The 26,557-nt window shown below is 68.6% G+C and carries 17 protein-coding genes and 1 pseudogene; 12 read left to right on the top strand and 6 right to left on the bottom strand.

Annotated elements, in window-relative coordinates; all coding sequences use genetic code 11:
• The first annotated feature begins 496 nt into the window (after positions 1–496).
• Positions 497–1,816 carry a hypothetical protein gene (locus WME76_RS12120; RefSeq protein ID WP_437960292.1) on the top strand — a complete coding sequence of 440 codons (1,320 nt, stop codon included), beginning with the start codon at positions 497–499 and terminating at the stop codon, positions 1,814–1,816.
• Between the two features lie 6 nt (positions 1,817–1,822).
• Here WME76_RS12120 and WME76_RS12125 read toward each other — a convergent pair whose 3' ends face one another.
• From WME76_RS12125 to WME76_RS12135, 3 genes are all read right to left on the bottom strand, one after another.
• The gene (locus WME76_RS12125) at positions 1,823–2,251 is read right to left on the bottom strand and encodes a hypothetical protein (RefSeq protein WP_437960293.1); all 429 of its coding nucleotides are present in this window, start codon (positions 2,249–2,251) and stop codon (positions 1,823–1,825) included.
• A 61-nt stretch (positions 2,252–2,312) separates the two neighbouring features.
• Positions 2,313–3,218, bottom strand: a complete 906-nt coding sequence (locus WME76_RS12130) for a helix-turn-helix transcriptional regulator (protein WP_437960294.1) — start codon at positions 3,216–3,218, stop codon at positions 2,313–2,315.
• Positions 3,219–3,335: 117 nt separating this feature from the next.
• A complete protein-coding gene (locus WME76_RS12135; protein ID WP_437960295.1) occupies positions 3,336–4,421 on the bottom strand; it encodes a sigma-70 family RNA polymerase sigma factor in 1,086 nt (361 codons plus the stop codon).
• A 222-nt stretch (positions 4,422–4,643) separates the two neighbouring features.
• On the opposite strand from WME76_RS12135, the gene WME76_RS12140 reads away from it, so the two are divergent.
• The 8 genes and pseudogenes from WME76_RS12140 to WME76_RS12175 all read left to right on the top strand — a co-directional run.
• Positions 4,644–5,756 (top strand): hypothetical protein, encoded by a 1,113-nt coding sequence (locus WME76_RS12140; RefSeq protein ID WP_437960296.1) that lies wholly within the window; start codon positions 4,644–4,646, stop codon positions 5,754–5,756.
• A gap of 218 nt (positions 5,757–5,974) precedes the next feature.
• Positions 5,975–7,411 carry a hypothetical protein gene (locus WME76_RS12145; RefSeq protein WP_437960297.1) on the top strand — a complete coding sequence of 479 codons (1,437 nt, stop codon included), beginning with the start codon at positions 5,975–5,977 and terminating at the stop codon, positions 7,409–7,411.
• A gap of 37 nt (positions 7,412–7,448) precedes the next feature.
• Positions 7,449–8,996, top strand: coding sequence for a hypothetical protein (locus tag WME76_RS12150; protein ID WP_437960298.1), 1,548 nt, complete (start codon positions 7,449–7,451; stop codon positions 8,994–8,996).
• 143 nt (positions 8,997–9,139) lie between these two features.
• Complete coding sequence (locus tag WME76_RS12155) at positions 9,140–9,328, top strand: DDE-type integrase/transposase/recombinase (protein ID WP_437960299.1); 189 nt, start codon at positions 9,140–9,142, stop codon at positions 9,326–9,328.
• Positions 9,329–9,481: 153 nt separating this feature from the next.
• The gene (gene tnpA / locus WME76_RS12160; RefSeq protein ID WP_437962104.1) at positions 9,482–9,823 is read left to right on the top strand and encodes an IS66 family insertion sequence element accessory protein TnpA; all 342 of its coding nucleotides are present in this window, start codon (positions 9,482–9,484) and stop codon (positions 9,821–9,823) included.
• Positions 9,820–10,191, top strand: coding sequence for an IS66 family insertion sequence element accessory protein TnpB (gene tnpB / locus WME76_RS12165; protein WP_437960300.1), 372 nt, complete (start codon positions 9,820–9,822; stop codon positions 10,189–10,191). The genes tnpA and tnpB overlap by 4 nt, the downstream gene beginning before the upstream one ends.
• Before the next feature lie 118 nt (positions 10,192–10,309).
• On the top strand, positions 10,310–11,950 hold the full coding sequence (gene tnpC / locus WME76_RS12170) for an IS66 family transposase (protein WP_437960301.1): 1,641 nt from the start codon (positions 10,310–10,312) through the stop codon (positions 11,948–11,950).
• Positions 11,951–12,298: 348 nt separating this feature from the next.
• Positions 12,299–12,454, top strand: a pseudogene (locus WME76_RS12175) (IS3 family transposase); the annotation flags it as partial.
• A 370-nt stretch (positions 12,455–12,824) separates the two neighbouring features.
• On the opposite strand, the gene WME76_RS12180 reads toward WME76_RS12175, so the two are convergent.
• The 3 genes from WME76_RS12180 to WME76_RS12190 all read right to left on the bottom strand — a co-directional run bounded on the left by WME76_RS12180 (position 12,825) and on the right by WME76_RS12190 (position 23,485).
• Complete coding sequence (locus WME76_RS12180; RefSeq protein ID WP_437960302.1) at positions 12,825–13,865, bottom strand: hypothetical protein; 1,041 nt, start codon at positions 13,863–13,865, stop codon at positions 12,825–12,827.
• Between the two features lie 147 nt (positions 13,866–14,012).
• Positions 14,013–14,354, bottom strand: a complete 342-nt coding sequence (locus WME76_RS12185; RefSeq protein WP_437960303.1) for a DUF4288 domain-containing protein — start codon at positions 14,352–14,354, stop codon at positions 14,013–14,015.
• On the bottom strand, positions 14,351–23,485 hold the full coding sequence (locus WME76_RS12190; protein ID WP_437960304.1) for a SpvB/TcaC N-terminal domain-containing protein: 9,135 nt from the start codon (positions 23,483–23,485) through the stop codon (positions 14,351–14,353). The genes WME76_RS12185 and WME76_RS12190 overlap by 4 nt, the downstream gene beginning before the upstream one ends.
• 620 nt (positions 23,486–24,105) lie before the next feature.
• Between WME76_RS12190 and WME76_RS12195 the strand changes: the two genes are divergently transcribed.
• The 3 genes from WME76_RS12195 to WME76_RS12205 all read left to right on the top strand — a co-directional run bounded on the left by WME76_RS12195 (position 24,106) and on the right by WME76_RS12205 (position 26,171).
• A complete protein-coding gene (locus WME76_RS12195) occupies positions 24,106–24,429 on the top strand; it encodes a hypothetical protein (protein WP_437960305.1) in 324 nt (107 codons plus the stop codon).
• A 409-nt stretch (positions 24,430–24,838) separates the two neighbouring features.
• Entirely contained in the window at positions 24,839–25,456 is a 618-nt protein-coding gene (locus WME76_RS12200; protein ID WP_437960306.1) for an RNA polymerase sigma factor, read from the top strand.
• On the top strand, positions 25,443–26,171 hold the full coding sequence (locus WME76_RS12205; RefSeq protein ID WP_437960307.1) for a hypothetical protein: 729 nt from the start codon (positions 25,443–25,445) through the stop codon (positions 26,169–26,171). The genes WME76_RS12200 and WME76_RS12205 overlap by 14 nt, the downstream gene beginning before the upstream one ends.
• The last annotated feature ends 386 nt before the right edge of the window (positions 26,172–26,557 follow it).

Raw genomic sequence — 26,557 nt, forward strand, 5'->3', positions numbered from 1 at the left:
GGTTTTGAGGGGCTCAATTTTGTATCTCGGAGCGCGCGTGCGTACGGGCAGTCGGGCGCCCCTCGTTGGGCTCGAAGCAGTTGCGGGAGCGGCGGCGTCGAGTTGACCGGTCAGCGCCTCGCCTTTCTCAGCGCCGTGATCCTGTTGCCCCGACCCCTCGCACGCTCTTGCCCAGGGGCGCGAGCCTTGTCGCCTGGCCAACGCCTGGGGGCCGGGTTGCTGCAGGCGGCGGGCCGCGTGGACGACCCACGCGGCTGTTCGGAATGTCATTGGGTACCATTCCGATCGGGCTCGCGATTTTATCGGTCGATTTTCAGTCCCGCGAGTGGCCATCTTCCATCCAACTTCGAGTGCCTTCTGCCCCGCCGGTGATACTGAACCGGAACGGACACTGCGGTAGGGTGTGCACGCCATGGTAAATGTGAGTTTTCGAGCCTTGAGGGATCCTGAGCTTCGCCCGAACGCCCCAGAGGCGCGCCGCCTCGTGCGAGATTTGATGCACCGCAGGATCGCCGACCGCGGTTTCGAGCGCGATATCTCGGCGATGCGAGCCGCAGCTCTCCGCGACGAACGCGCGGCGCCACAGCTCCCGAGCCCCGTGCCTTTCGTGCCTGGGGACGACGTGCCGCTGTCGACCGAGGAGGTCGAGGCGGCGTTCCGCGGTCGCTCCGTCACGAGCTTGCCCTGGATCCAACAAGCAGCGGCCGTGCTGGATGCACGGAGGACGCCGATGACCGCCGCGGAGATTGAGACCTTCCTCGCCGGGCTCACGAGGCACCGAGAAAAACTCGGCCCGCGCAACGGGCCAGGGCCGAGCGATCTCTTCATCACGGATGAGAACGGCCGGCTCACGCTGAACCCTGTCGCGCCGGGCCTGGTCGCGATGCGGCGGGCGGTCCGAGGGCTTCCGCCGGCGGTGCTCGTTCAGCGGTCCCGGTCACAGCCCACGGCGTGGGAGGAGGGCTGCGTGGTCCGTCGCGTGGAACCCGACGCGGAAGGGCGACGCAACGCCGAGATCGGGGAGATTGCGCGCATGGCCTGCCGCGCCGTCCTTCGCGCGGTGCCTTCCGCAGAGGATCCCCAGGCCGTGGCGGTGCTCGACGTCGGCCGGCGATCGATCCAGACCTTCCTCGGTCACGACGTTGCCAAGCTGGCCGGACTGCTCGAGCGCTTCGACGTGATCGCGGGCCTCCACATCCGCGACACGCTGCGCGCGCTGGGGTTCGGCGCCGACCGCTGCCAGGTCGTGGACCTCGAGCCGCCGCAGAAGTCGAGACGGCTGAACCGAGCGGGGCGCATGCTGCAGATCACGCCGGAGCTCCTCATCGCCGGGACCACCCGCATCCGCCGCCCGCTGGGCGAGCCTGAGAGGGTGGGGCGCTACCTCTCCGAAGGCGAACATTGGCGGCTTGCGCGCCGGATCGAGAGCGACGCCAAGGCGCTTCACGCGTTCTACCAGTACGGTGTCCTCCATGGCGCCGTTCGCCTTCGCTGGGGCTTCGTCGACGAGATGCTGGACACCGACTGGGCCCTGCCTGGCGACGTGAGCCTCCACCAGCGGCTGAAGAGCGCCTACGAAAAGGACGCGGCCGTCGACCTGGTGGTGGGGATGGCGCCGGGGTGGACGGATCCTTGGTGGCGAGCGCACCGTGTCCGCATCGTCGACGTCAGATTTCCTGAGGTCGTTACGACCAGGGACGAGCGGGGGGTGAAGCTCCCGGTCCCAACGCATGAGATCCAGGCGATTCGCGTGGCGCCTGATGACGATGGTGAGCCGTGGGCATGGCACAGGATCCGAGTTCGGAACAAGCTGTAGGGCGCATCAACTCTTTACACCGGCTCTCGTCGCGAGTTGGTACACCTGCGCGGCCCAGACCAGAAGCGAATGGGCGGCACGGGCGGCGGGATCCTTGTCGCCTATCGCGTCGAGGATTGTAACTACTCGTTTTTGCTCGACTTCGTCGACGTCAGCCCAACGGGTCAGCGCTTCCTCGAGCGGTGAGATGCGACAGATCGGCACCCGGGCTTCCGTAGCTTCAGGATCGTTCCGATGTCCAGGGGTCGCCTCGTCCAGGACCAAGCGAGCCAACGTCAGCAGCGCTGTCGCCACCTTGCCCGATGGAGCGCTGTAGTACGCATTGAAGCCCTCTTCGATGAGCGCCTGCACATGGCTCTTGCTCAGCGGAACAATGCGCCATTCGATTCGCTCGGTCAATTGCTTGAGGCTTGAACGGTGGTTCTCGGACTCCATGTGTGCTCCGTTGAATCGCCGGCTGCGCTTTCGCTCGCGTGCTGGCTTCCATCGACGGGGGTCACAGTTGGGCTGCTCCGTGGCTTCCGACGCCCGGCAGGGTCGTGTTCAATGCAGAGCGTTCGATGTCCTCCCCATCGGACCCTCGTACGACGCTGGGGCCGCCATCGTCATGCTGTACCGGAAAGCTCGTCAGTGCGGCAGCGCGACAGGCGAACTCAGCTCCCGGCATCGCACGGGCAGGCAGCGGTGAGCGAAGCCGCGGCTGAGGAGGCGGCGGGAGCTTGGCCCGTGGGCTCTTGGCAGCCTCAGAAGAAGGCACCACGGGCGGTGGAACATCCGGCGCGCGAGGAGGAGCCGCGGCCGGGTTCGTCGACGTCGGGCTTGACGTTGAGGACCCCGTCAGACGCGCCGAGTGCTCGCGCCTGGTGATGGGCTCACCGAGCTGAAGCACCGCCGTGTCCTCCGCGTCCGCTCGGTAGTCATCGTGCAGACGCCACAGGCGCTCCCAGTACCGCGCAGGCGTGCCCGTGAAGACCTCGATCTGCCGTGCGAGGCCGGGCGTCATCGGATGATCGCTGTTCAGCAGCCGCTCGAGCTCCTTTCGTTCTAACCCGGTGTTCTCGGTCAGCTTTTGCTGCCACGAGGGGATCGTCGCGCAGAACGTTTCGAGGACCCCGCCTGGCCACGGGACGGGGCGCGCGCGGACTTCTGTCGTCGCCGCGATGAGGGCGTCCACATGGCAGTCCAGCAGGCGCCGATGTCGCTCCAGCTCCCGCTCTGCTTTGTCCTTCGCTTCGGTGAGGGCCAGCTCCTCGTCCTCATGCGCCTGCTCGCGTGCCTCGCGGAGCCCACGCTCGCGGCCGAGCGCTTCGCGCGCGGTCACCGCGAAGCCGATCGAAACACAGGCCATCATCGCGAGAACGATCGGCGAAATGAGCCACATCGTCCCCAGCAGTTCCTCCATGTCTTCCTCCTCCTGGACGTGCGCATCCTTGCCCGAAGCGAGACGGATCTCGGCCTTGTGCTGTCGAAGACAGCACCGGAGCCTCCGCCTGTTAACCGTCAGTGGACAGCCGACGGTTCAGCGAATCTGTGTGAACAGCGCTTCGCGCTCCGCAGCGGACCGCCCCCGCGGAAACTCCCGCGCGTGGGCCTCGAGCAGCCGACGCGCCTCGAGATAGCCGAGCGCGGTGTGCGCCTCGATTGCCCTCCGGGCCTGGTTGACCAGGCTCCTCTCCCGCTCGCTCGCGGGCAGCCGCACGGCGCTCCCCGGCGACGCGGCACGAGGAACTGTCATCGCCGCGGAGGCGGGCGTGCTGTTCACCATGACCCCAGCGCCCGCGTTGCCATCTCTCGCCGGCCACGAGAGCGCGTGCGCGACGACGGCGGCGACGCTGGGCACGGTGGGCGCCGTGAGGTCCCGTGCGGCAGGCGCGGTCTCAGACGCGTGGACCGCCGCCGGTCGCGGCCACCACTCCCGGCCGGGCAAGCGCGGCACGCCGGAGACGAGAGCGCCCGCCAGCACGACGAACGCGACCTGCACGAGGAATCTCAGGCCCAGACGGCGCAGGGGGGCAACCCACGACGCGCGATCGCGGAACCCGGAGGCGAGCGGGATCGCCACGCACGCGTCCTCGTCCCAACCGCGGGAATGCTGCTGCGCCTTCCACCGTCGCTTCTGTGCGTCGAGCTGCTCGCGCGCCCGCCGGTACTGCGTCTTCACCGTCTGGATGTTGAGCCCGAGCTCGGCCGCGATCTCGACCAGCGGCGTCTCCTCCAGCTCGTGCTTGATGAGAATGTCCCGGTATTTGGGGTCGACCTGGGCGATCAGGTGCCGCGTGAGCTCGGCCCGCTGCCGCAGGCGGAGCAGGTCTTCCGGCGTGGGGCCCCCTCCATGCAGCTCGCGCTCGTCGAAGGACGTCAGGACCTCGCCCCGGCGGCCCGCGTCACGCACATGATTGCGCGCCTGATTGAGGGCAATCGTGACGCGGTACGGCGCCGAATCCCCGCCTGGCTCGATCCGCTGATCCGCTTCCAAGCCCCTCAGCAGCGCCTCTTGCGCGACGTCCTCCGCATCTCGCGCCGGGACACCGCGACGGATCGCCAGGCGCCGAAAGAGATCGAAGCTGGTGGGAGGGACCGCTGGCTTGACCACGGCGGGTAGCACACCTGAGCCACCCTGCAGGGTTCAGGAAAATGAGCGGGCGGCTGACTTTGGTCGGATAATGTATGCAAATGTAGCATTGCTAGCTGCCCTCTTATGATTCCGTCGCGGTGGAACGGACCAACTCATTCCGGAATTGCTCTGTTCTTTCTCGTTCATGGAACATTCGGCGGAAATCCCTGATGGTTGACGCCGCGAGGCTGGCGTCAGTACCGTCGCGCACACATGCGGTGCGCTCCACGTTCACTGTCGATCTGCTTGATGCTGGGTGCCGCCGCCGGGCTTGTGAGCCCGGCAAGCGCTCAGAGCATCGCTGGGACGCCGCGACGAAGCGTCGGTTCGACAGTGAAAGACCTCGTACGCGCTGGGCAAAGGGCTCGTGCAGCGGGAAAGTGGACCGAGGCATATGATGCCTACAAGGCAGCCCTGGATGCCGCCGAGCCATCGGTGACCACGGAGCGAGAGCGCGCGGAGATCGCCGGGGAGCTCGGGCTCTGCGCGCTTGTGTTGCGCAGGTACCGCGACGCTGCCGAGCACCTCGCCTGGAGCCTTGAGCAACGCGAGGCGCTTCCTGCAGGCCTCCAGGTCCGTTTCGAGGAAGGACTGAGGAAGGCAACGACGCACGTCGCGACGCTGCTGGTCGCGGTCGATCCGCCGGACGCCGAGGTGCTCGTCGATGGCAAGCCCGTAGGCAGGACCGCGCGGACCCACAAGCTGTTCCTCGAGTCCGGGCAACACATGGTGCGGGCCGGCGCGCCGGGACGCGAGGAATCTCTCCAGGTGTTCACAGCCATTCCCGGGAAGGAGCACGAGATGCTGATGCAGTTGCCGCGCTCCTCAGGCCGTACCAACGAGGTGGCGGCGGCAGCACCGAAGGAAGCGCCCAAGGCGCTGAGCTCTACGCTGGCTGTTCGGTCGCAGGCCCCGAGTCCGTGGGCTTCGTGGCCGGGGACGCTGCGTATCGCGGGGATCGCCGTCACGACGGCTACCGTGTCGGTGGGAAGCCTGCTCATGATCCGGGCCACCAGGCTTGATGGCGACCTGCGCGAGCGGCGTGACAGGCTCAACCGTGATCCGACGACGAGCTCGTCCATGTGCTGGCAAGCGCCGCAGCGCTCCGCGTGTGCTGAGCTGCTCCGCCTGCGGGACGAGCGCAATCTGTCCGGGGCCGCGGGCACGGCCCTGGTCATCGCAGGGGGCGTTATCGGGGCGGCGACCGCCGCGTCCTTCTTCACGGACTTCTCCTTCCTGGGACTCACGCCGGCTCAGGAGCGGATCCACGTCTCGCCCGTGGCGACCGGGCACGGGATGGGCGTGAACATCGGGGGGCTGTGGTGAGGACACCGGGAGCCGTGGAGACGCGTTCGCAGGAAGGCCGAAGCACGAGGACGTCGGTCTTGGCTCTCGCGCTCTGCGCGTGGAGCGCAAGCACGTTGACGGCGTGCACGTACGCCGATGTTTGCTGGGAGGTGTATGCGTGCGCCCCCGATCCGGAACCGCCGCCCGGACCGTGCGAAGGACAGCCCCAGAGCGCGCCGGCGCTCGACCAGTGCGGGGTGTTCGTCAGCCAGCAGGGCAACGACAACAACCCCGGCGCGAAGGGCGCGCCGGTCAAGACTTTGCAACACGCCGTCGGGCTCGCCGCGAGCGGGCGAGGCAACGCCGAGGCGCCGACCCGGCGCGTGTACGCGTGCGGCGGGGCGTTTGAGGAGGCGATCACGTTGCCCGCGGGCGTCGACCTCTGGGGCGCCCGTCTCTGCGACGGCGACGATTGGTCGTATGAAGGGTCGTTTGGGGGGCCCGATGAATTGACCACCATCGCGCCGCCGGTAGGAATCCCGCTGCGCGTCCTCGGGGCAGAGGAGGACGCCACGGACGCCACGTCCATGATCTTCGGCGTGCGCGTCGTGGCGGCCCCTGCCTCCGCGAGGGATGGCAAGTCGTCGATCGCGGTGGTCTTGAGCTCCGGTGCCAGGGCCGTCGTGCGATCGAGCGAGGTGCAGGCCGCCGACGGCAAGGACGGGGAAGCGGGAGAGGACGCGCCCGCTGACCGTGCGCAGGACGGCGCTCTGGGCAACGACGGTGCGGACGCCTGCACGGCGGAGGTCGTGAAGGGCGCCCGACCGGTCGTGACCGTTTGTGGCGATGGCACCGAGTCGACGGGCGGGTATGGGGGCGATGGCAGGATGGATGCGGGCGGCGATGGCACTGCAGGACAGCCAGCGCTCGCGGAGAATCCGGAAGGCCACGGCCTTGGGGGGGCCGGCGCCGCGAGTGACAGATGCAAGCCGGGTGAGGATGGAGCCAAGGGCGACGACGGCGCCCGTGCTGCCGGCGCCGCTGGCGTGGGTTACCTCGATGTCGACGGCTGGATCGGCGTTCGGGGCGGGGACGGAAAGAAGGGGGGCATCGGCCAAGGCGGGGGCGGCGGCGGCGGCAGCAAATCGCGCGGTCCCATGACGGCGTGTCGCGCAGGTCTGCCGCAGGGCGGCGCGGCCGGCGGCTCCGGGGGCGGCGGCGGCTGCGGTGGCCTCGGAGGCAAGGGGGGCGGCTACGGCGGCGCAAGCATCGGGATTGTTGCCTTGCAGGGGAGCGTCCTGACCGTCGAGGACAGCGAGGTTGTCGCGGGCGATGGGGGCCGCGGTGGAGTCGGCGGAACGGGCCAACTGGGCGGCGTTGGTTCATACGGTGGCACCTTCGGAAAGCCACCTGCCGGCAATAGTCACATGTGGCCCGCGTGCAGCGGCGGTATTGGCGGCGACGGTGGTCGCGGCGGCGATGCCGGTGGCGGCCTCGGCGGCCACTCGCTCGGGATTGCGTCGGTAGCCGCCACTGTGACACTTGCCTCGGATGCGATCGTCACCCACGGCAGCGGCGGCGAGGGGGGGCTCGCCGGCAACGCAGCCTCGGGAAACGAGAGGAGCCAGGGAGCTTCAGGACGTGCCGATTTTTGGTATCGGTTCGATGCCCCCGACCCGGAACCGCCGCAATGAACCGCCAGGTGCTGGCGCCTCGCCACTGGAGATGCCGATGAGATGGACGACCGTTGCAGCCCTCTCCCTCATGTTGTCACCGTGGGCGACCGGCTGCGGGACTGCCCCCGGTCCAAGCGATGCTGGCGGACCGCCCTGCGATGGCGCCTTGTGCCAAGGCGATGAGCCGCCGGAATCGGTCTGCCTGGAGCATACCGCCTCCGGCATTCTCGACGATGGTTGCGGCGTGTTCGTCGCCAGGCTCTACGGGGGCGGCGATGACAAGAACCCCGGAACGAAGGCGAAGCCCCTGCTCTCCGTTCAGCACGCCGTCAACCTGGCGCGCACCCGACGAGGGCGCGTCTTCATTTGCAATGGTAGCTTCAGCGAGAGCGTGCGATTGCCGTCTGGCGTCGATCTCCTGGGAGGATTCAACTGCGTGCACTGGGTGCGCGACGAGAGGAAAAAGGTGTCAACGCTGTACAGCGGAGGCACAAACTACGCCGGTCCGCTGGTATTTGTCGAGCCGGCGAGCCCGAGCGATACGGGCGCCGCGGACGGCGTATCGACGCTCGCCGACATGTTCCTGGAGGGGAATGGGCCGATCTCGATGATCATCGAGCCGAACACGGCCGTGGAGATCATCCGGAGCGAGATTCAGGCCGACTACGGACGGCCTGGCGAGCATGGCGAGGAGTGGCCCTGGCCGAACCGAGCAGCGACCGGCCCCGACGGGCTCTACGGCGGGGATGCGTGTACCGCCGCCACGGTCGCCGGGGGTCCGGCGGTGGTGAACCCCTGTGAGGGCGGCGCGCCGAGCACCGGCGGCAAGGGCGGCGATGGGCTGCCCGACGGTGCCGAGGATGGCGAAGCCGGCGCCCCGGCCCCGACGCCGAACCCCACGAACTCAGGGCGCGGCGGTCACGCAGACCGGGAAGACGTCGGCTGCCACGGCGGGTCTCCCGGGAGTTCTGGGGCCCTGGGCACGGTGGGGCCGGGCGGCGAGGGCATCGGGCGCATCAGCGAGAAGGGCTGGGAGGGCGACACGGCCGGCGAGGGCGGCAGGGGCATGCCCGGTCAAGGTGGCGGCGGCGGCGGTGGCCGTCGCGGCGGGCTTGCGGCGTGCGGCGTGGCCTCGAAGGGCGGCGCCGGCGGCGGCTCCGGAGGCGCCGGCGGCTGCGGCGGCCGAGGCGGTCGAGGGGGCGCGAACGGGCACCCGAGCATCGGGATCGTCGCGCTCCACGCGAAGCTCACCGTGCGCGACAGCGTGATCACGGCGCGCGGCGGGGGACCGGGGGGCGACGGGGGCCCGCCTGAGCGAGGTGGACCAGGCGGTCGAGGAGCGCCGGGGGGCGCCGTCGGGGACGGCACCTGGTCGTGTGGCGGGGGGACGGGCGGCTACGGCGGCGAGGGCGGTTTCGGTGGCCCGGGGCGCGGCGGCGACTCGATCGGCATCGCCTACCTCGACGAGGACCAGCTCACCCTGGAGGGGGTCACCTTCGAGATCGGACCGCCGGGCAAGGGCGGCATGAGCTGGGACTGGAATGGCGACACGATCGCGGGGCCGGACGGGACCGCCGCCGAGACGCTGCGTTTCCCTGAGTAGGATCAGCGCACGGGCCGCACGCGCCCGCCATGGCGCCGTCCTGGCACCGCAGCCACGCCGCCGGTGCCGACCACGGCCGCGACCGTGGCCGCCAGCGCCACACCTGCGACGGCGCCGGTCAACAGACCTGACCACGCGCTGCTATGTCCGATCGAATCGCCGAGCCGAGGTACCTGGCCGTGATCCTGGACCTGTTCTCGCGCGGCGTGGTCGGGTGGGCCGCGAGCGCGTTCAACGATCGCGCCCTGGCGCTCACCGCGCTCGCGTTCGCCTTGGGAACGCGTCGGCCGGCGCCTGGGCTGGTGCACCACTCGGACCGCGGCAGCCCCTAGGCCAGCGACGCTAACCGGCTCGTGCTCGGCGCCCACAGGCTCATCCCGAGCATGAGCCGCGCTGGCGACTGCTGGGACAACGGTACGCGTTCGGTGACCTGCATCCTGTCCTCGATCCCCTGCGCTGCGTAGAAACCGGCGCCGGAGGTGTCGATGGACGAGAGCAGACGCATCTGGCGCGACCGGGTGGCGCGCTGGCACAGGAGCGGGCACTCCGCCCGCGTGTTCGCCGAGCAGGAGGGGATCAACGCCGGCACGCTGTACTCCTGGAGCCGCCGACTGGGCATGAAGCGGAGCGAGCACCGACACCGCTCCGACAAGGCTATGCTGCCCGCGTTGCTCCCCGTGGTGGTCGCTCCACCGGGCGCTACGGCGCCCTCGCTGGGCGCGGCGCTGGAGATTGTCTTTCCGGACGGTGCGGTCGTGCGCGTGCCACCGACGTTCGACGAGGAGACGTTAGCGCGCGTCGTTCGAGCGCTCGGGGGCACGCGATGATCCCGGGCCGCGTCTCGATCTACGTCGCCACCGAGCCGCTCGACTTGCGCCGGTCATTTGATGGCCTCGCCGCCGTCGTGCGCGGGGTGCTGCGGCAGGATCCGCTCTCTGGCGCGCTGTTCCTCTTCTTCAACAGGGCAGCCGACCGGTGCAAGGCCCTGTGGTGGGATCGCAGCGGATACTGCCTGCTTTATAAGCGTCTAGAGCGCGGGACCTTCCGAGCCCCGCGTGCGGTCACGCCGGGAGCCACGAGCGTCGTCATCGACGCGGCGGAGCTGGCGAAGATCCTCGAGGGCATCGCGCTTGCGCCGTCGAAGCTGCGGCGAGAGGTCCGCCTCGCCGAGGCTGCATCGCCTCCAGCCCCCTGAGCTCACCTGAGCTTCCCGCTCTGCCGGGCAGCGCACACGCTGCATTCCGGCGAGAGCCAATTCTTTTCCTGCAGCGACCCCCTTCAAAAAGCAAGAAGTCACGAGTACTTACCGCCTCGTGAGCAAGCCGCTCGAAGAGCAGATTCATGACCTGAAGGACAAGCTGGCGCGCGCCGCGCACGAGCGCGACGAGTACCGCAAGCTCTACGAGCTCGCCAGCATCGAGCTGGAGCGGCTTCGCCGGCACATCTTCGGTCAGAAGGCCGAGCACGTCGACCCCGGGCAGATGCAACTCGCCTTCGACGCCATCGTGCAGATGCTCGCGGGCGCAGCGGCGCCGACGGGCGCAGCGGCGCCGACGGACGCATCGACGCCAGCCGACGCTGACGCGCCAAGCTCGCCTGAAGGCGGCGGCGCTGCGCCAGCAGGCGCGTCCTGTGGCGGCGACAAGGGGCGCAGGACTACCCCGCACGGACGGCAGAAGCTGCCCGAGCACCTGCCGGTCGAGCGCATCGAGCTCTTGCCGCCCGAAGCGCGCGACGAGCGCGCCACCGACATGGTCCGCATCGGCGAAGAGGTGTCTGAGACGCTGGAGTGGAGGCCCGCGAGCTTCGTACGGCTGCAGATCGTGCGACCCAAGTTTGCCACACAGGGCGAGCCGGAAGCGGGCGTGGTCATCGCGGACGTCGCCGACAGCCCCATCCCCCGGTCGCTCGCTGGCCCAGGGCTGCTCGCCCACGTGCTGGTGAGCAAGTACGGCGACCACCTGCCGCTGCATCGGCAGGAGAAGATCTTCGAGCGCCAAGGGGTCCACCTGGCGCGCTCGACGCTCTGCGGTTGGGTCGGGTCGTGCGCCGAGGTGCTGGGCTACCTCGTCGAGGCCATGGCCAAGGACGCGCTCTCGGCACACTGCATCGCCATCGATGCCACCGGGGTGCTCGTGCAGGCGAAGGACAAGTGCCGGCGCGGACACTTCTGGGTGCTCGTGGCGGACCGGGACCACGTGCTCTTCCGCTTCACGCCACGTCACAACCAGGATGGCCCCAAGACATTTCTCCGGGGCTACAAGGGCTACGTCCAGGCGGACGCATCGAGCGTCTACGAGGAGCTGTTCCGGACCGAGCAGGTCACGGAGGTGGGCTGCTGGGCGCATTGCCGCCGGCGCTTCTTTGAAGCGATGTCCTCGGACAAGGAGCGCGCGATGACAGCGCTCGGCTTCATCCACCAGCTCTTCGCCATCGACAAGGCGACCAAGGAGCTGCCTCCGAGCCGCCGCACCGAGCAGCGCAGGAGCCGGGCCCAGACTGTGCTCGACGCCCTCCGCGCCTGGCTCGACCGCGAGGAGCTGCTCGTGCTGCCCAGGAGCCCCATCGCTGGCGCCATCGGGTATGCGCGCAACCAGTGGACCGCGCTCACCCGCTTCCTCGAGGACGGGCGGCTTCGCCTGGACAACAACCGGAGCGAACTGGAGCTCCGCAGAGAGGCACTCGGTCGTAAGAACTGGATTTTCGTGGGCAGTGATGACGGGGCGGAGTGGAACGCCACCATCGTGTCCTTGATCGCCTCCTGCGCTCTGCACCAGCTCGACCCCTGGGCCTACCTGCGCGACGTGCTCATCCTGCTGCCGAGCTGGCCGCGCGAGCGGGTCATCGAACTCGCTCCCAAGTCCTGGAAGCAGACCCTCGAGCACACCGACGCTCGGCAGCGGCTCGCTGCCAGCCCGTGGACCTGGGCGGCGCCGGCCCCGCTGGCCGCCTGAGCGCTTCGGCGCTTGCTCTGCGCCGCCAGTAGCCTCCAGCGATATCGCGCTGGCCGCGGGCACCGCTCGCCGGCGTTGGCGAGGCGGCGCGGCCTGTGCCCCCTCCACCGCGGCGCCCCGCTTGCGGCCGCTCTTCTGCGCCTCAGACGCGGCAGCGGCGCTCGACCCGCCTGTGCGCCGCCTCCGCACGCCGGCGTCACTGGCCGAGCGCCTCTCGGTCGTCGCCTCGGGGTCCCTCCGTCGGGTCTCGCCGCTGTTGCTGGCGCCCTGCCGTCGCTCTCGCATCGCACGGCAAGCCTATGTCCCTGGCATGCTCGACGTCAGGATGGGCTCTACCGAACGGATACGGACAACGCCGTGGCCGAGAGCTTCTTCGCGACGCTGAAGGCGGAGCTGGTCGAGTACGAGCGCTACCCGACGCGAGCGGCCGCCACCGCCTCGGTCAGAGACTACATCGACAACTTCTACAACCTGAAACGCCGGCACTCACGCTCGCCTACATGAGCCCGATTGAGTTCGAATTGAAGACCTACGTGGCCGCGCGCGCGGCATAGTGAGACTGTCCGCGGAACCGGGGGAGGACCAGTCGACGGGTCGTACCGGTACGTCGTCTCGACCCCTTTGCCCGCCACCACGCGCACCCGCCGCCCGTGCTCGTCGTACCCGATGTGCCTCAGGTACTCCGTCGTCTTCGGCTCGTCCGGGTGCTGCGGATTGACCTGCTGGTTCTCCCCGGCTACCGACACCACAAGGCCGCCGCGATCGTACCCGTCGCGCACGACCTCCTCGCCGGTGCCGGGGAGGGAGCTCCTATGAACAGCCGGAGCTCCTGCGTTTCATTCATCGTCGCGCTCGTTCGCACCAATTCGAACAGCTACCATCGCGCTGGTACCGTCCTGTCGTACCGTTCGAGGGCGACGGTAAAATCTGTGTACTTGCTCGCCAGCGACACCAGGTTCTCTCGGAATTCTTCTGTCCGATCCTCCGCCTCAGCAAGGAGTCTTGGTAAGTACTCCGCCGTATCGAGCACCTCAGCGATGTCGGAGGCGGCCCTTCCACTCGCCGCCATGTGTCGTGCCACAACCAGAACTGCATTCAGTGCGTACAGCGCATTTGCTAGCTTTTCGTCCCGAACCATTGTCGTCTTCCATAACTGAACGATTACCTTTTCATAGGAACCCCGCGGCTGCCGGGCTGAACGAGGATCGGCGGCGACTTCGATCCTGAAATGGTTTGACGCAGCGTGTTGAGCCAACGGGTCAACCCAGCCCCCGACGTGTCGATGATTGACTTTGGTGATCGCAGAGCGCTGAGATGACACATCTATAATCTTGCCACCAGATCCCAGCACCTCCGCCTGTATGGTGCTGTCGCCAGCAATCTCAACCGCTTTCGACCGCCTCATACCATCGAGAATCTCGTATGTGGTTTCGGTAGCATCGTCGATACGGTCTGAGTTCGCAGCTGTGCCCTTTACGAGCAAGGATTCGGCTTCGGTGAGCATCTCACGTCCGGCAAGCCTACGAATAGCTCCGACACCAGCCTTGACAAGGCCAGGCCCCGCACCGGCGAAGCCGCTCACGAGGTCAATGGGATCAACCAGTGGAGTTTCTAGCGGCTTGTCCTCCCTCTCGACTCGCCCCTGGTGTATCTCATGCAACTGCACGATAGTGGAGCTCACGCTCACGCATCCGCCGGAGGTACATTCTGTGGCGGCTGGTTCGACGCTCTGAGCCTCGGCGTCAAGGGCGGCGCAGCCGCCGAGCCCCGCGAGGGAACCCCTGACGCGTCCGAGCACCCCGGCACGCTCAGCCCAGCGATGGCCGACCATCACGCCCGTGACCGAGGCCCGCTCACCGGCGCGATGGTCATCAGCCAGCCCGAGCGGGAGAGCATCAACCAGCTTGATTCTCAACACCCCGATACCTCCACTCCTTGTGGTTGCCGTTCGCGTCGTAGAACAGCTCCCGCAGCCGAGGGTTCGCCTCCATGCACGAACTCTTCTTGGCCGCTATGCTGTTGCCCGGACCAGGCGTCCACAGGTTCTCGAGGAGCCCCAGCTTTAGATGGTCTGCGTCGGCTCAGATTCCTCTGGAGTAAATTTATGATTAAAATTTACAACTTCATCTGCCATGACTTCCACGGGCTCCGAATAGATCTCGACCCCATCCATCACATCATCGCCGATTAAATCCAATGAAACCACAGAGGCGAGCAACCATCTAACACGATTCCCGTCAGCGTTGAGGTACTCCTGTTCGTGGGATTTACCCAATTCCAATGCACGCCTCATAGCATCAGAAAAATCTGATGCCTTGAATAAATGAACAGAGTCCATATACCTGTGGAGCCCTGCGGGCTCGATCAGGCACGCGATTCGCAACCTGGAACTGAACCAGCTCACTTGGCAAACCTTCCATCGATCAGAAGTTTCTTGACTTTGGAACTATACTGCAGAGCATCTTCGACCGACAAATCGAGCACTTCGCCCGGAAGCTCTCTCAGTACACCACCTTTCCGAAACTGACCAACAAATTGCTTTACCGGCATATCTAGACTATTGAGCACCTGTCGCGTAGTGGGACTATTCGCATTCAGTCCGAGTTTTCGAGCGAGCGCTTCAGCCCGAGACATGGCTCCAACGCTGCGCGCAATCGGACCGGACCGTGGAAGAGCCTTCGCGACGCCTTCGGCAGCGAGGGCTTCCGATTTTGTGGTCACCTTTCGGGCAACTAGCTTGACGAGGGTCTTACCTCCGGCCTTCACCAGCGTCACGGCTGTTGACCCAATGCTCATCAAATCGATCGGATCGACCACCGGCTCTTCGAGCGGTAGGTCGTTCGCAACGCGTCGGAGAGCGTCCCGCTCCACGGGCCCTCCGTCTACGCAGACGCCAGAGCCGCACATCGTATCATCCGGATCGATGCTCTGTTCTGGGCTGTCCAGAGGTCCCACGAACGACTGACATCCGCCATCGACACATTCCTCGGCCAGGCCTGTCGGGTCGACGAACCTCAGCGGATTGTTCCGCGTGTACGTGTACACCCCCAGGTGGATCGGATCGTACACCCCGCCGTTTGGCGCCCCCCGCATGTACTGATCGAGGATCGGATCCGGGCTCATCCACACCCCGAGCCGCGGCTCATAGCTCCGCGCCCCGTAGTAGTAGAGCCCCGTCGACAGGTCGAGCTCCTTGCCGGTGAACAGGTACGGCTGGCGGTTCTGGAACCGCGAGTCCGACTCGTCGACCCACAGCTCCCCGCTCGGCAGGTACTCGACGTGCTGGCTCAGCTCCTGGTCCTGGTCGGTGACGTACTGCGTGCTCCCGAGGTGGTCCGGGTGGTAGTACATCACCGGCGGTCTCTGGAACCAGTCCGCGTCGATCTTGCTCGCCAGCCGCGTCTCGCCCGCGAAGATGTGCTTGGTCGCGACCACCCCGTTCCGCACCACGAGGTGCTGGTCGACGTACGCCGTCTCCTCCTCGCCGGCCACCCCGTGCAGGTGCACCCGTCGCTCCCCGGCGCCGTCGTACAGCGCGCGTGACACCTCCTGGTTGTTCTCTCTCACCGACACCAGCCGGTTGTCTTCGTCCCAGCCCAGGGTGCGCTGCAGGTTATCCCGGTACCTCCACTCCTTGTGGTTGCCGTTCGCGTCGTAGAACAGCTCCCGCAGCCGAGGGTTCGCCTCCGCGTGCACGAACTCGTCCACCTGATTCGCCGCGTGCGGCCGCGGACCGGTGTAGCGGTACTCGTTGCGGTACGTCCTCTCCTGGATGACGCCCTGCTTCTCCCACTCCCCGGCCGGGGCGCCCCATTTCGGCGCGTACCGGGCGACCTCCTGCCCCTTCCTCTTCACGTTCCCGAGCACGTCGTACGCGATCTCCAGCGCGTACCCCTGCCGCTCCTTCCCACGCTCCTGGTAGGTGCCCGATGCCCCGATGAGCTGATTCAGGTCGTCGTACGCGAACCGTTGCTCGGTCGTCGCGACCATCACCGCCCCGCTCGGCGACTCGTCGAACTGCGCCTCGTTGCGGAGCCCGAGCACGTTGCCCACGAGGTCGTAGTCGTACCGCAGCCGCTGGAACGCCCTCGGCCCGCGCCCCATCCGCCGCATCTGCGCCGATTGATGATCCGCGTCCACGTCCGACAGCCGCCGCGTCGACGGGTCGTATCGGTACTTCGTCTCGACCCCGTTGCCCGCCACCACCCGCACCCGCCGACCGTGCTCGTCGTACCCGATGTGCCTCAGGTACTCCGTCGTCCTCGGCTCGTCCGGGTGCTGCGGATTGACCTGCTGGTTCTCCCCGACCGCCGACACCAAGAGGCCGCCGCGGTCGTACCCGTAGCGCACGATCTCCTCGCCCGAGCCGGGGAAGTGCAGCTCCTGCATCCGCCCTAGCGAGTCGAACACGTACTTCAGCCTCGCCTGGTACGGCCCCCGGTGCGGCTCGCGCAACCGCGGGAACTCCGCCGAGAGCTCGGCCACGTTGCCGAAGCGGTCGTAGCGGTAGCTCCGCGTCCCCGCCGCGCTCGTCTCCTGCTTCATCCGCCCCGCGCGGTTGCCCTGCGCATCGCCGGCCTCCTCGGCGCTGCCGTACGTGTACACAACGTCCTGCGTCACGGGATAGTCGATCTTCCGCAGCCGGTTGAAGTCGTACTCGTACCGGATGAGCTGCCCGCGCAGCGCGAGCTCCGCCGTCTGCTTTGCGCGAAGGTTCCCGGCCAGGTCGTAGCGCCACTCGGTGCGCCCCGCGTCGGGGCTCACCAGCTCCACCATGCGGCCGACCGTGTCGTACCTCGCCTCCGTCGCGTTGCTCCGCGCGTCCGTCACCCGCACCAGCTCGCCCAGCGGGTTGTGCACGTAGCGCGTCACGATCTGCTGCTCGACCTCGTCGATCGTGTTCCACTCCTCGACCGCCGCGATCCGCCCGCCCACGTCCCGGTAGGTATTGCGCGACTTGCCGTTCGCGTCGATCACCGTCTCCTGGAACAGGAGCTGCCCGTCAAACTGCACCAGGTCGCGCTCCACCCGCGTCTGCGCGTACCCGCCGGTCAGCGTCGCCTTGGGGTCCGGCACCTCGACCAGCCGCGTCCTCGACAGCACGTCGTACTCGAAGCGCGTGCTCCGCAAGAGCTCCACGGCCGTGAACGTCGTGTCCGGCTCCGCGCTGAACACCGGCTGTCCCTGCTCCACCACGCGACCGAGCGCGTCGAACACCACCGCGCCGCTGACGGTCATCCCGACCTCGGTGCCCGTGCCCGTGTCGCGCTCCAGGTCCTTCTTTGTCTGGATCACCCGCCCGAGGCCATCCGCGAACGTCACCGTCACGATCGGGTCGTCCGGGTGCTCCACGTCCTTGTGGCTCGTCCTCGCCCACGCCGGCATCGCGGTCGTCTGATCGGGCTGGAGCGCATACTCGAACCCGACCGCCGGCTCGCCCTGCCCATCGAGCTCGTCCTCGCTCCAGATCTTGCTCGGCGTGCAGCCGACCGGGAGCGCCTGCGCCTCGGTGAGGTCGTTCGGCCCCCAGACCCCGATCAGCCGGCCGAAGTCGTCGTATCGATGCGCGATCGTGTGCCCGTTGACATCGGTCTCCTGCGCCACGGTGCCGTACAGCACGTTGGGCACGCTGTTCGAGCGGTACCCGAAGCTGTCGACCACGCACGTGCGGTAGCTGCGCGTCAGCTCATCGTAGCCGTAGGTCAGCGCGTAGCTGTTCGGGTCGGTGAAGGTCTCGAGGTTGCCCAGGTCATCGTAGGCGAAGCGCCACGTCGCCTCGTCGCCGGCGTACAGCGACCCGTCCGGACGCTTGCCCCCCGTGATGACGTTCGTGAGCGTCTCGAGCGCGCCCGTGCTGGGCCAGTACGTCGCCGTGCGCTCGCGCAGGACGCGCTCTCCCGTGTCCGTCGTCCGGACGAGCTCTGGCTTCCTGATGTACGGAGCGTCGTCCTTCTCGTACTCGATGTGATGATGCACGTCGTCGGCCGTCGTCCCCTCCTCGCCGTACACGTACACGTCGGTGAGGTTGCCCTCCTCGTCATGGAACCGCGTCTCTCGCGTGCTCTTGTGGGTCGCCTCCGGGTCGCCCGTGGTCCCCTCGTAGAACGCGCTCCTCCGCTCCGTCTCCCGCGGGAAGAACCACCCGTTCGCCTCGATGTGCGCCAGGTCCGGCGAGAGGTGGTCGATCTCCTCTACCATGTAGAGCATCCCCTCGCCGTCGCGCAGCGCCGAGCGCGCCAGGAACCCTCGCCGGTAGACATCCTCGTTCCGATAGCCGACCTCCTCGACCGACATCGCGGTCACCCCGTCCTCACCGAGCGCTGTCGTCGTGACGTGCCTGTACCCGAGGTCCACCCGCTCGTCCCGGTGGTACACCCCGTCCCCGTACGTCTCGATGCGCGTCCGGTACGTGTGCGCCCCGTGCGCGCCGCTCACGCCCTCCACGCCGTCGCGCACGACCACATCGCTCAGCACCCACTGGCTCGACGGCATGTCCACCGCCGCCGTGCGATCGTCCGCCTCCGTGCGCGCGTCGTCCATCGGCAGGCCATTGTCGTCCACCGGCCCGCCCGCCGGCACCTCCCTCGGCACCACCAGGTTGCCCTCGCGCCGGTAGTCGATCTCCACGCTCCCGCCCAGCGGCCGGTGTACCCGCCACAGGAGGTTCGCCTTGCCGATCGTGTTCCTCCGCGCCCGCACCGCGCTGTCGCCGTCCTGCTTCAGCACGTGATCGGCCAGCCCGTCGCCGTCGATGTCCTCGAACCCGAGGTGCGACGCGCCGGTCCCCTCGGAGTAGTAGACCGAGCCGCCGATGCAGACGAAGTAACAGACCTGGAGCGACACGCTGCCGTCGAGGCTCTCCGAGCGCCGGAAGCCCACCGCATCGCCGCTCCCCATGAATGCGTATTCCAGCGGGTCGATGTTCACGCCCCAGTCGCCGGCCGGCCACTCCTCCTCTGCCGCGAACCGGTCGCCGAGGTTGAGCTGCACCCGGAAGGACGCCTCCGCCGGATCCTTCATCACCTTGTCCGGCAGCCCGTCGCCGTTCACGTCCGCGAAGTCCACGATCGTGCGCGCCGTCGTGCGCGTGTACCCGATCCCCGCGCCCACGCTCGCGCTCACGGCGCCGCTGGAGCCGCCCGCGCTCGCCCCGAACCCGACGCTCTGCGCGCCCGTGTCCTCCAGCCGCACCGCCTCCACGCCCGCCGCGTCCGTGAAGAAGCCCAGCACCTCGCCGAGCACGTCGTTCAGCGCGCCCGCGTTGAAGCTGGCCTTGTTGAACCCGCCCCGCTGCCACGGCACCGGCGCCGTGAACCGGTAGCCGAGGTTCAGCGCCACCGTCATCTGCCCGCTCTCGGGGTTCTGCGCCACCTGATCGACCAGCCCATCGCCGTTGATGTCGAGCAGCTCCACGTGCGCCGCCGACAACCCGTAGCTCGTCCCGGCGCTGAAGCTCGTGCGCAGGTATCCTTGCGAGCGCCCCCGGCTGTCGGTCTTGTTGAGCGTCTGCTCCTCCTCGTCTCCCCCGCTGAACGTGAGTGACGCAAGGTCGCCGCTCAGCCGCACCGTCCGGTGCTCCACCCGCCGCAGCGCGTCCGGCAGCGAGAACGACGCGCTCGAACCGAACCCGCTGCCCGTGTTGAGCGCCGCGCCCTGGCGCGTGACGCTGTCCGGGTAGCGGTCGCCGTTCAGATCGATCAGCTCCAGATCCGTCGTCGTGCTGCCGAAGCTGTAGCCTCCTCCCACGGGGCCCGCGCCCGCCGTCAGCTCCGCATTCCACGTCTCCGCGTAGCGCACGCTGCCCCGCTGGCGCTGCCCCGAGAGGCGCCCCACCACCGACGGCAGCACCCGATCGCCGCCCACGAACGCCTCCGACGCCGCCGCGCCCCAGACCGGCGCGCCCTCCTCCGGCGAGAGCGGCACCGCGAGCGTGAACCCGCGCTCGGGATCGCGCGTCGGGAACAGGATGTTTGCCTCGGAGAACGCGCGGTCGCCGTTCATGAAGCCCACCGACCAGCCGTGGAATCCGCCGGCGGTCGGGTCCTGCGGCGCCCCGTCGACAAGCGCCTCGGACGCAGGATCGGGCACGAGGAAGGCGACCTGGACCGGCTCCCCATCGATGCTGGCGCTGTTCAGGACCGCGAAGCCCCCGGGCGTCTGCTCCGAGAAGAGCGTCACGTAGATCGGCTCGCCGGCCTGGACCTCCAGGTCGACGGATACGGGATACGCGGTTCCAGCGCTGCTCGGCGCCGAATACGACTGCTTGTACAGCAGCCGGTGAACGCCCTGGACCAGCAGCGTCAGCGGCTGGGCAAGCGTGCTCGTCCCCGGCACCACCAGCGTCCCCTCGAGCCGCGCGGTCCCCGTCTCCGGCGCGATCCACGGCGCCCGGCGCGCCGGCCTCCACCGCCGCACCGGCATGGCCACGTACGGCTGCTGCTGGATGAGCGCCACCGGCAGCGCCGCGTCCTCGGCCGTGTCGCTGTCCAGCTTGCAGCCGGCGCGCCCGGTCGGCTGCACCGCACACGCCACCGGCCCGCAACGTCGCTCACCCGTCCGTCGATCGGCGCGGCAGTAGGTCCGGTAGTCGACCGTCGGCGTCCACGCAATGCGCGCCGGATCGTCGGGCACATCCGACTTCACCCGGAACCACAGCCGATCGCCCTCCTTCACCTCGACAAGGCCGTTCGCGTCGCCATGGATCCGCCCCGCGAGCGCCAGCACCCCTGCGTCCGCGCTCACCACCTCCTCATCCATCACGCTCTGGAACGTGCCCTCGCTCTCCCGCGCGATCGACACCCGCAGCGCATCGCTCGTCGACGCCTTCACCAGATCGCCCGTGATGCTCACGAGGCCGTCCGACGACGCCACCCACGGCACCTCGGGCTGCCCGCCGAGGCGGTGATCCTCGGCGTACGCGAATCGATGGATGGGCCGGCCGTCTGGCCCCACGTGCCCGAGCAGCTCGTCGCCGACCTCGTAGGTGATCGACGGGCTCCACGACAGCAGGTCGGACGCCGTGTTCACCGCCCGCTCCGGGTCGATCTCGGGCGCCGCGCTCACCCGGAAGTAAAGGCGATCGCCCGCGATCACGTGCACCGAGAGCGCCGCGCCCCCGCAATCCCCCGCGCCCACCGCGCACGGCCCGAGCTCGTCCGGACCGAACACGTGGCTGAACAGCGGCGGCAACTCCCCGTTGCGAACCAGCTCCACGCGAACCCCGTCGCCCCCCGCCTCCTGCTTCTGGAGCACGCCCTCGATGCGCACGTCCCCCTCGAACGGCGCGATCCACCGGAGCATCGGGTCGGCCGGATGGAAGTCCGCGCGCGACGCCAAGGCGAAGTCCGGGTTGCCCGAAGGCGCGCTGTCGTCGACGGTCCCCCAGTCCCTCACGCCCTGGAACCCGCCGCGTCGATCGTTGATCGCGACCTGGAGCTGACCGAGCGCCCCGACCGACACGAGGTCAGGGAACCCGTCGCCGTTGAGATCCGAGACGACCCGCTCGTCTTCCGCCCGGCTGCGCGTGTACGCCGCCGATGCGCTGAGCGCATCGCCCACGTTGATGCCGGCGTGAACGCTCCATCCCGAGGTGTCCGTGAACCCGAGATCGTCGCTGGTGAGCCCGCTGAGGTGGAACGGATCGAGGTGATTCCCGTCGGGAAGGCGCAGCAGGTTGCGCAGCGCATCCCCGCCGTCGCCGGCGAAGTCGGGCAATCCGTCGCCGTTCAGGTCGAGCAGGCTGGCACGCGTCGTCTGGTTGCCGCTGTAACCGCCGCCGCCCACGCTGACGATGCCGAGCAGCCCCACGGACACGCTGCCGCCGAACGTCGAGTCCTCCGTGCGCGACAGGCCTCTCTGAGACCACGCCTGCCCCCACGTCACGGCGTCCGCCGCGAACGCCGCGGGCTGCCCCGTCGCGGTGCGCGGCGCGGCGAAGTACTCGAACGTGTGCCGATAGAGCTCCTGGCTCGTGAGCGTGCCGTCGGCGTTGCGGCTCCCCTTGCCGCGCACCGCGATCGCCTGGAGCAAGCTCTTGCCGAAGTCGCCCTGCGCGTACTCGAGCGCAATGCTGCGGATGACGGTATCGCCGAACCGCACGTCGACGCGCGCGAGCCGCTGGCTGGTCTGCTCCAGAAAGCCCGGCCTACCGCTCAGCGTCACGTCCGGGCGCCCGCCCTCCGAGATGAAATCCACGGCGTACGCCGCGTCCACGCCCTGCGACGTGTTGGCCGTGTACTCGATTCGCTCGGGGTGCACCTCGATGCGCGGCGCCGGTCCCGCGGAGTCCGACCAGCGCGCGTGATGGATGAACATCTGGTTGCCGAACGGATCGCGGACCTCTTCGAGGTACCAGCGGAACACGTTGCTCGGGCGGCCCGGGTCCGGATCGGCGAGCCGCGCGGTCGCGCTGCGCCCGTAGACATACGTCGTCCCGTCCTTGTCCGTGACCTCCCAGGAATAGCTGTCGGGTCCGGTCCCGTGGCGCAGGATCCGCGCGAAGCGCCCTTCCACCCGCTGCCGGTAGACCTGCGGCTCGATCGACGCCTCGCCAGTCCGCACGAGCTCGCTCCCGTCGAGCGCGTACCGCTCCTCGCCAGTCGCGTACGTCGGCACGCCGAAACGCGTGTCGATCTCCACCCGCGACAGCCGCAGATCCCAGCCCACGCCGAGCCAGCCGTTGCGGTGCTCGCTGTCGTAGCGGACGGCGAGCGACGGCTGGATGCCGTTGCGCCCCGGCGGGACCTCGATCGCGTGGCTCAGGTGCGCCGAGCCGCTCGAGCTCGCTTCCGGCGGCGCGATCATCGTCACGCCGGCGAGCGGGCTGCCGAGCGCGAGACCCTTGATGCTGCTCGGATCGAACGAGCGCGCCCCCGGTGCGTCCGGCATCGCCAGCGTCGCATTGATGAAATCGGTGAAGTGATCGGTCAGGCTCGCCAACGTGCCCTTGGCGGCCTCGCCGGCCCGCTCGACGCGCTGCCACGCGCCGAGCGCCTCGTCGAAATAGAAGCCGGTGATGTGCTGTGCCGTCATCCCCGGCGGAATGGCGTGCTCGTCGTAAGGCAGCGTCAGCCGCACGGGCTTCTTGAACCTGAGCCCGTGCGGCCCGAAGCGGTAGGCTTTCCCTCCAGGCGTGACATTGACCATCGCGCGCCCCATCGGCCGCACGTCGCCTGGGTCGAGCGGGCGAATCGTGATCCGCACCGGCTCATCCACCGCGCCCTCGGGGATCTCGAGCGCAGCCCCCGCGAACGCCACCACCCGGGCCTGGCCGGGTAGCACCATCTCGCCATGGGGCGCCCCCACATCCTCGATGAGCGGTGCGTCGACACGAGGCCCCAGCGACAGGCCTCCTGCGCCGTCGCTCGGCAGCCGCAAAGGAACCGTGGAGAGCGCCACTCCGCCGCCCGGAGGCGACAGCGAGAAGAGCCGCGGCTCCGGAGGCGCTGCCATCGCGAGGCCCTCGTGCCCTCTCACGAACAGCAGCGACACCGAGAGGAACAACGCAAAACGAATCCACGCACCCGCATGCATCATACGAGACACCTTAGCTCTTGGTATTTTCTAATCGGCGCAGGCTCGCTCATTTGGCGTTGTGTGTGCAAGCCATGAATTCTTTGTAGCGACATCTCGACGTCTGCCGTGCTCGGGTCCGCCAAGGAAGCACCGGCCCAATTCCAAGGACCTCTCCACATCGCGTCGCGCGGGCAGCAAGCAGTGTGCCACGGTGCGTCAAATCCAACCTGGGCGGTGGACTTCAGTATCTCTGGTTCGCGGTGGCTCCGACCCGGCAGGCCCAAATCTCCCGCGCGTCTTCCAGCACCTCGATATCGGTTCGGAGGCTTGCCGGTTGCTGTCCTGCCGCGGCTGTCGCGCGAAGAGCCTGCACGCCTGGTCGGCGCCGTGGGCGCATCAGCCGCCCATGGTGAGCCGCAGCTCGCCGCTCGTAAGCCGCATTAGTTCGTCGACGAGCTCGGCCGTATCGAAGCCGTTGCCGCGACACACGGCGCGGCGCCGCCCCGCCTCTCGGCGGACCGTGGCCACAGCAGTCGAACCATTTGCGCCGGTCGTCACCTTGGGCTGGCGTTTGTGGCTGCGCGCAAACGTTTGCGGTGGGACGCAATCGATCGCGGTTTTACGCAACGGAACGGCGGCGATTGAGCTTGCTCACAGTGGCCCTGTCGTCGCTCGCCATCGACGCAACCGGCTTGGTCACGGCCGCGAACACGACGCCCCAGAACAGGCGCCACATGTCCCAGTCCTTTGAGCGGTTTTCCGCGCGCGTAGGCGACCGACGCGGAGATCTGCCCGACCGTGAGCACGAGCGGCACGACGTGGTGAGCCATCAAGATCTCGCCTTCCGGAGCCGCCGCGTGATGTCTGCGCTCGCGATCGAGACGGCGGCCGCGCAGCAGACGGCAGAGACGCCAGGGAGACAAGGTTCGTGCCTGACGAATGAGCGTGAATTCGTACCATCCTGATTGCCGCGATGGATGGAGAGAGGGAGGATTGAGCGTGCATTTCGCGCCGTTTCCGCCTTGCCGGTCGCGGTCCGGCCTGGATCTGAGGACTTCTGCGAAAGCGAGGCCACCGCTCCAAATTTCACCCGCTGGAGCACCTTCGTCTCGTCGAGCGTTCGGCAGCGCCTCGCCGCTGGCAGAGCCTCCGTGCCGTCGCCGGCGTGACCGGCATCGCCGCAGTGGTCGTCGGCGATATCGAGCGCGGCGTCCGGGCGGGCTTCCGCCGGGCTGGGGGGCCCGGCCCGGTCGCGTCAGAGGATCGCTGCGGCCGCCGGCGCCGCGGTGGTCCAGGGTGAACCGAGGGAGTGACCGCGTCCGCGTGCATGTCACCTTCCGGCGCCTCCGCCGTAGAGGAGGATGAGCCCCGGCGATGAGCTTCCTCTGGCCCTCCCGCGATGACCAGCTCTGCGAGCTGCTCGATGCGTCTCGGCGCGGCGATCGCCGGGCGTTCCGGGCGCTTTACCTGGAACTGTACGACCCCGTGGCGCGCTTCGTGGCGCGGCGCGTGGGCCGGCGGGAGGACGCGGAGGATCTGGTCGCGCGGGCCTTCCACAAGCTGCTGGAGCGGCTGGGGGAGTTCGATCGGCGCAAGGGGACGCCGCGAATGTTCGTGCTGTCCATGGCCAGGAACCTGGTCATCGACCACCTGCGGGCGGCGCGGCAGGAGGCGCCGATCGACGATCTCGCGGGGGTGCTCGCTGACGAGGCGGGGACGCCGCTCGACGCGCTCGTGCGGGGCGAGGAGCTCCGCGCGGTGAGGGCGGCGCTCCTGGAGCTCGGGGCGGAGGCGAGAGAGGTGCTGGTGCTGCGGTACGGCGACGAGCTGAAGCACCAGGAGATCGCGGATCTGCTCGGGATCCGCGCCGACGCGGCGAAGCAGCGGGCGTCACGGGCGCTGCGCGAGCTCAAGGCGCGGATCGAGGCGCGGGACGAGGAGGAGGCAGCGGGTGAGGCCCGCGCCGAGGGTGTTTCCGATGCTGGGCTTTGAGGTGCGACGAGAGCTGCGCCGGCTCTTCGGGGGGCCGGCGCCGCTCAGGCCAGAGCACGCGCGCGAGCTCGAAGGCGAGCTGATGGCGCGGTTCGGGCAGCTCTACCCCGAGCAGGAGGTGGCTCCGATGAAGCGGCTGTGGCTGCGCAAGGCGCTGGTGGTGGCGGCGGCGGCGGTGATCTGCGGGGCGGCGGCGTGCGTGGCGCCGGCGGACATGGAGGTGCCGGTGGGGCGAAGCATCAGTATTCAGGTGGCGGAGGGCGCGGAGCTGCCCGAGGCCGAGGCGCTCCTGGCGGTCGTGCGCGGAGAGGGAAAGACGCAGCGGGTGGGGGTGCGGGCGCAGCGCGCGGGCGGGGTGGTGACGCTCCAGCTCGAAGTCTGGGGCGACGAGCTGCCGGAGGGCGACGTGGCCGAGCGGATCCGGGTGGCGTTCCCGGCGCTCGCCGGCGCGGAGATCCGGGAGGACGTGCTGGCGGGGACGGTGCGCGGGACGCTAGGAGCAAAGCTCGGGCACGAGCTGCTCGATCTGGACGTGCTCGACAAGGACGACGTGGAGGCGGCGCGGCGGCAGGTGATGGAGCAGCTCGCGGCGCAGGGGATCGAGGGGAAGGTCGATGTGCACATCGAGGGGGACGGGGGAAAGCGGAAGGTGAAGGTGCAGGTGAAGCGGGAGGATGGTCCGCCGGAAGCGGCGGAGAAGGCGAATTCGCCGTAGCGGGAGTGTGACGAGAGCGTCTGGGCACGGATAGTGGTCGCGTTTGCCTGAAACGCGACCACCCCGCACGGCGGCGCCGAGCCCTCGGGTCTCGTCGGCGGTGTTGGAGAGGAGCGGGCTTGGGTGGTACGGGCGGCGTGTGGGTACACGTCCTCCTTGCCCACCGCCGGGCGGGAGGAGGTGTCGCTGCACTGTCCGCTCTCGTGACAGCGGGGTTCGGCGATGCGGGACGGACGTTGGCCGGGATCGCGCCACACACTACTTTGGCCGAACCTACGGACTCCATCCGAGATCCGCCATCGAGACTTGCTGACTCTGGCCAATCGACTGACACCTTGGCCGCGGACCACGCGTCGTGGGCAAAGGACAGTGCCACGCTCGAGGGT

The sequence above is a fragment of the Sorangium sp. So ce119 genome (genome assembly GCF_051524405.1).
Lineage (GTDB): Bacteria > Myxococcota_A > Polyangia > Polyangiales > Polyangiaceae > Sorangium > Sorangium cellulosum_G.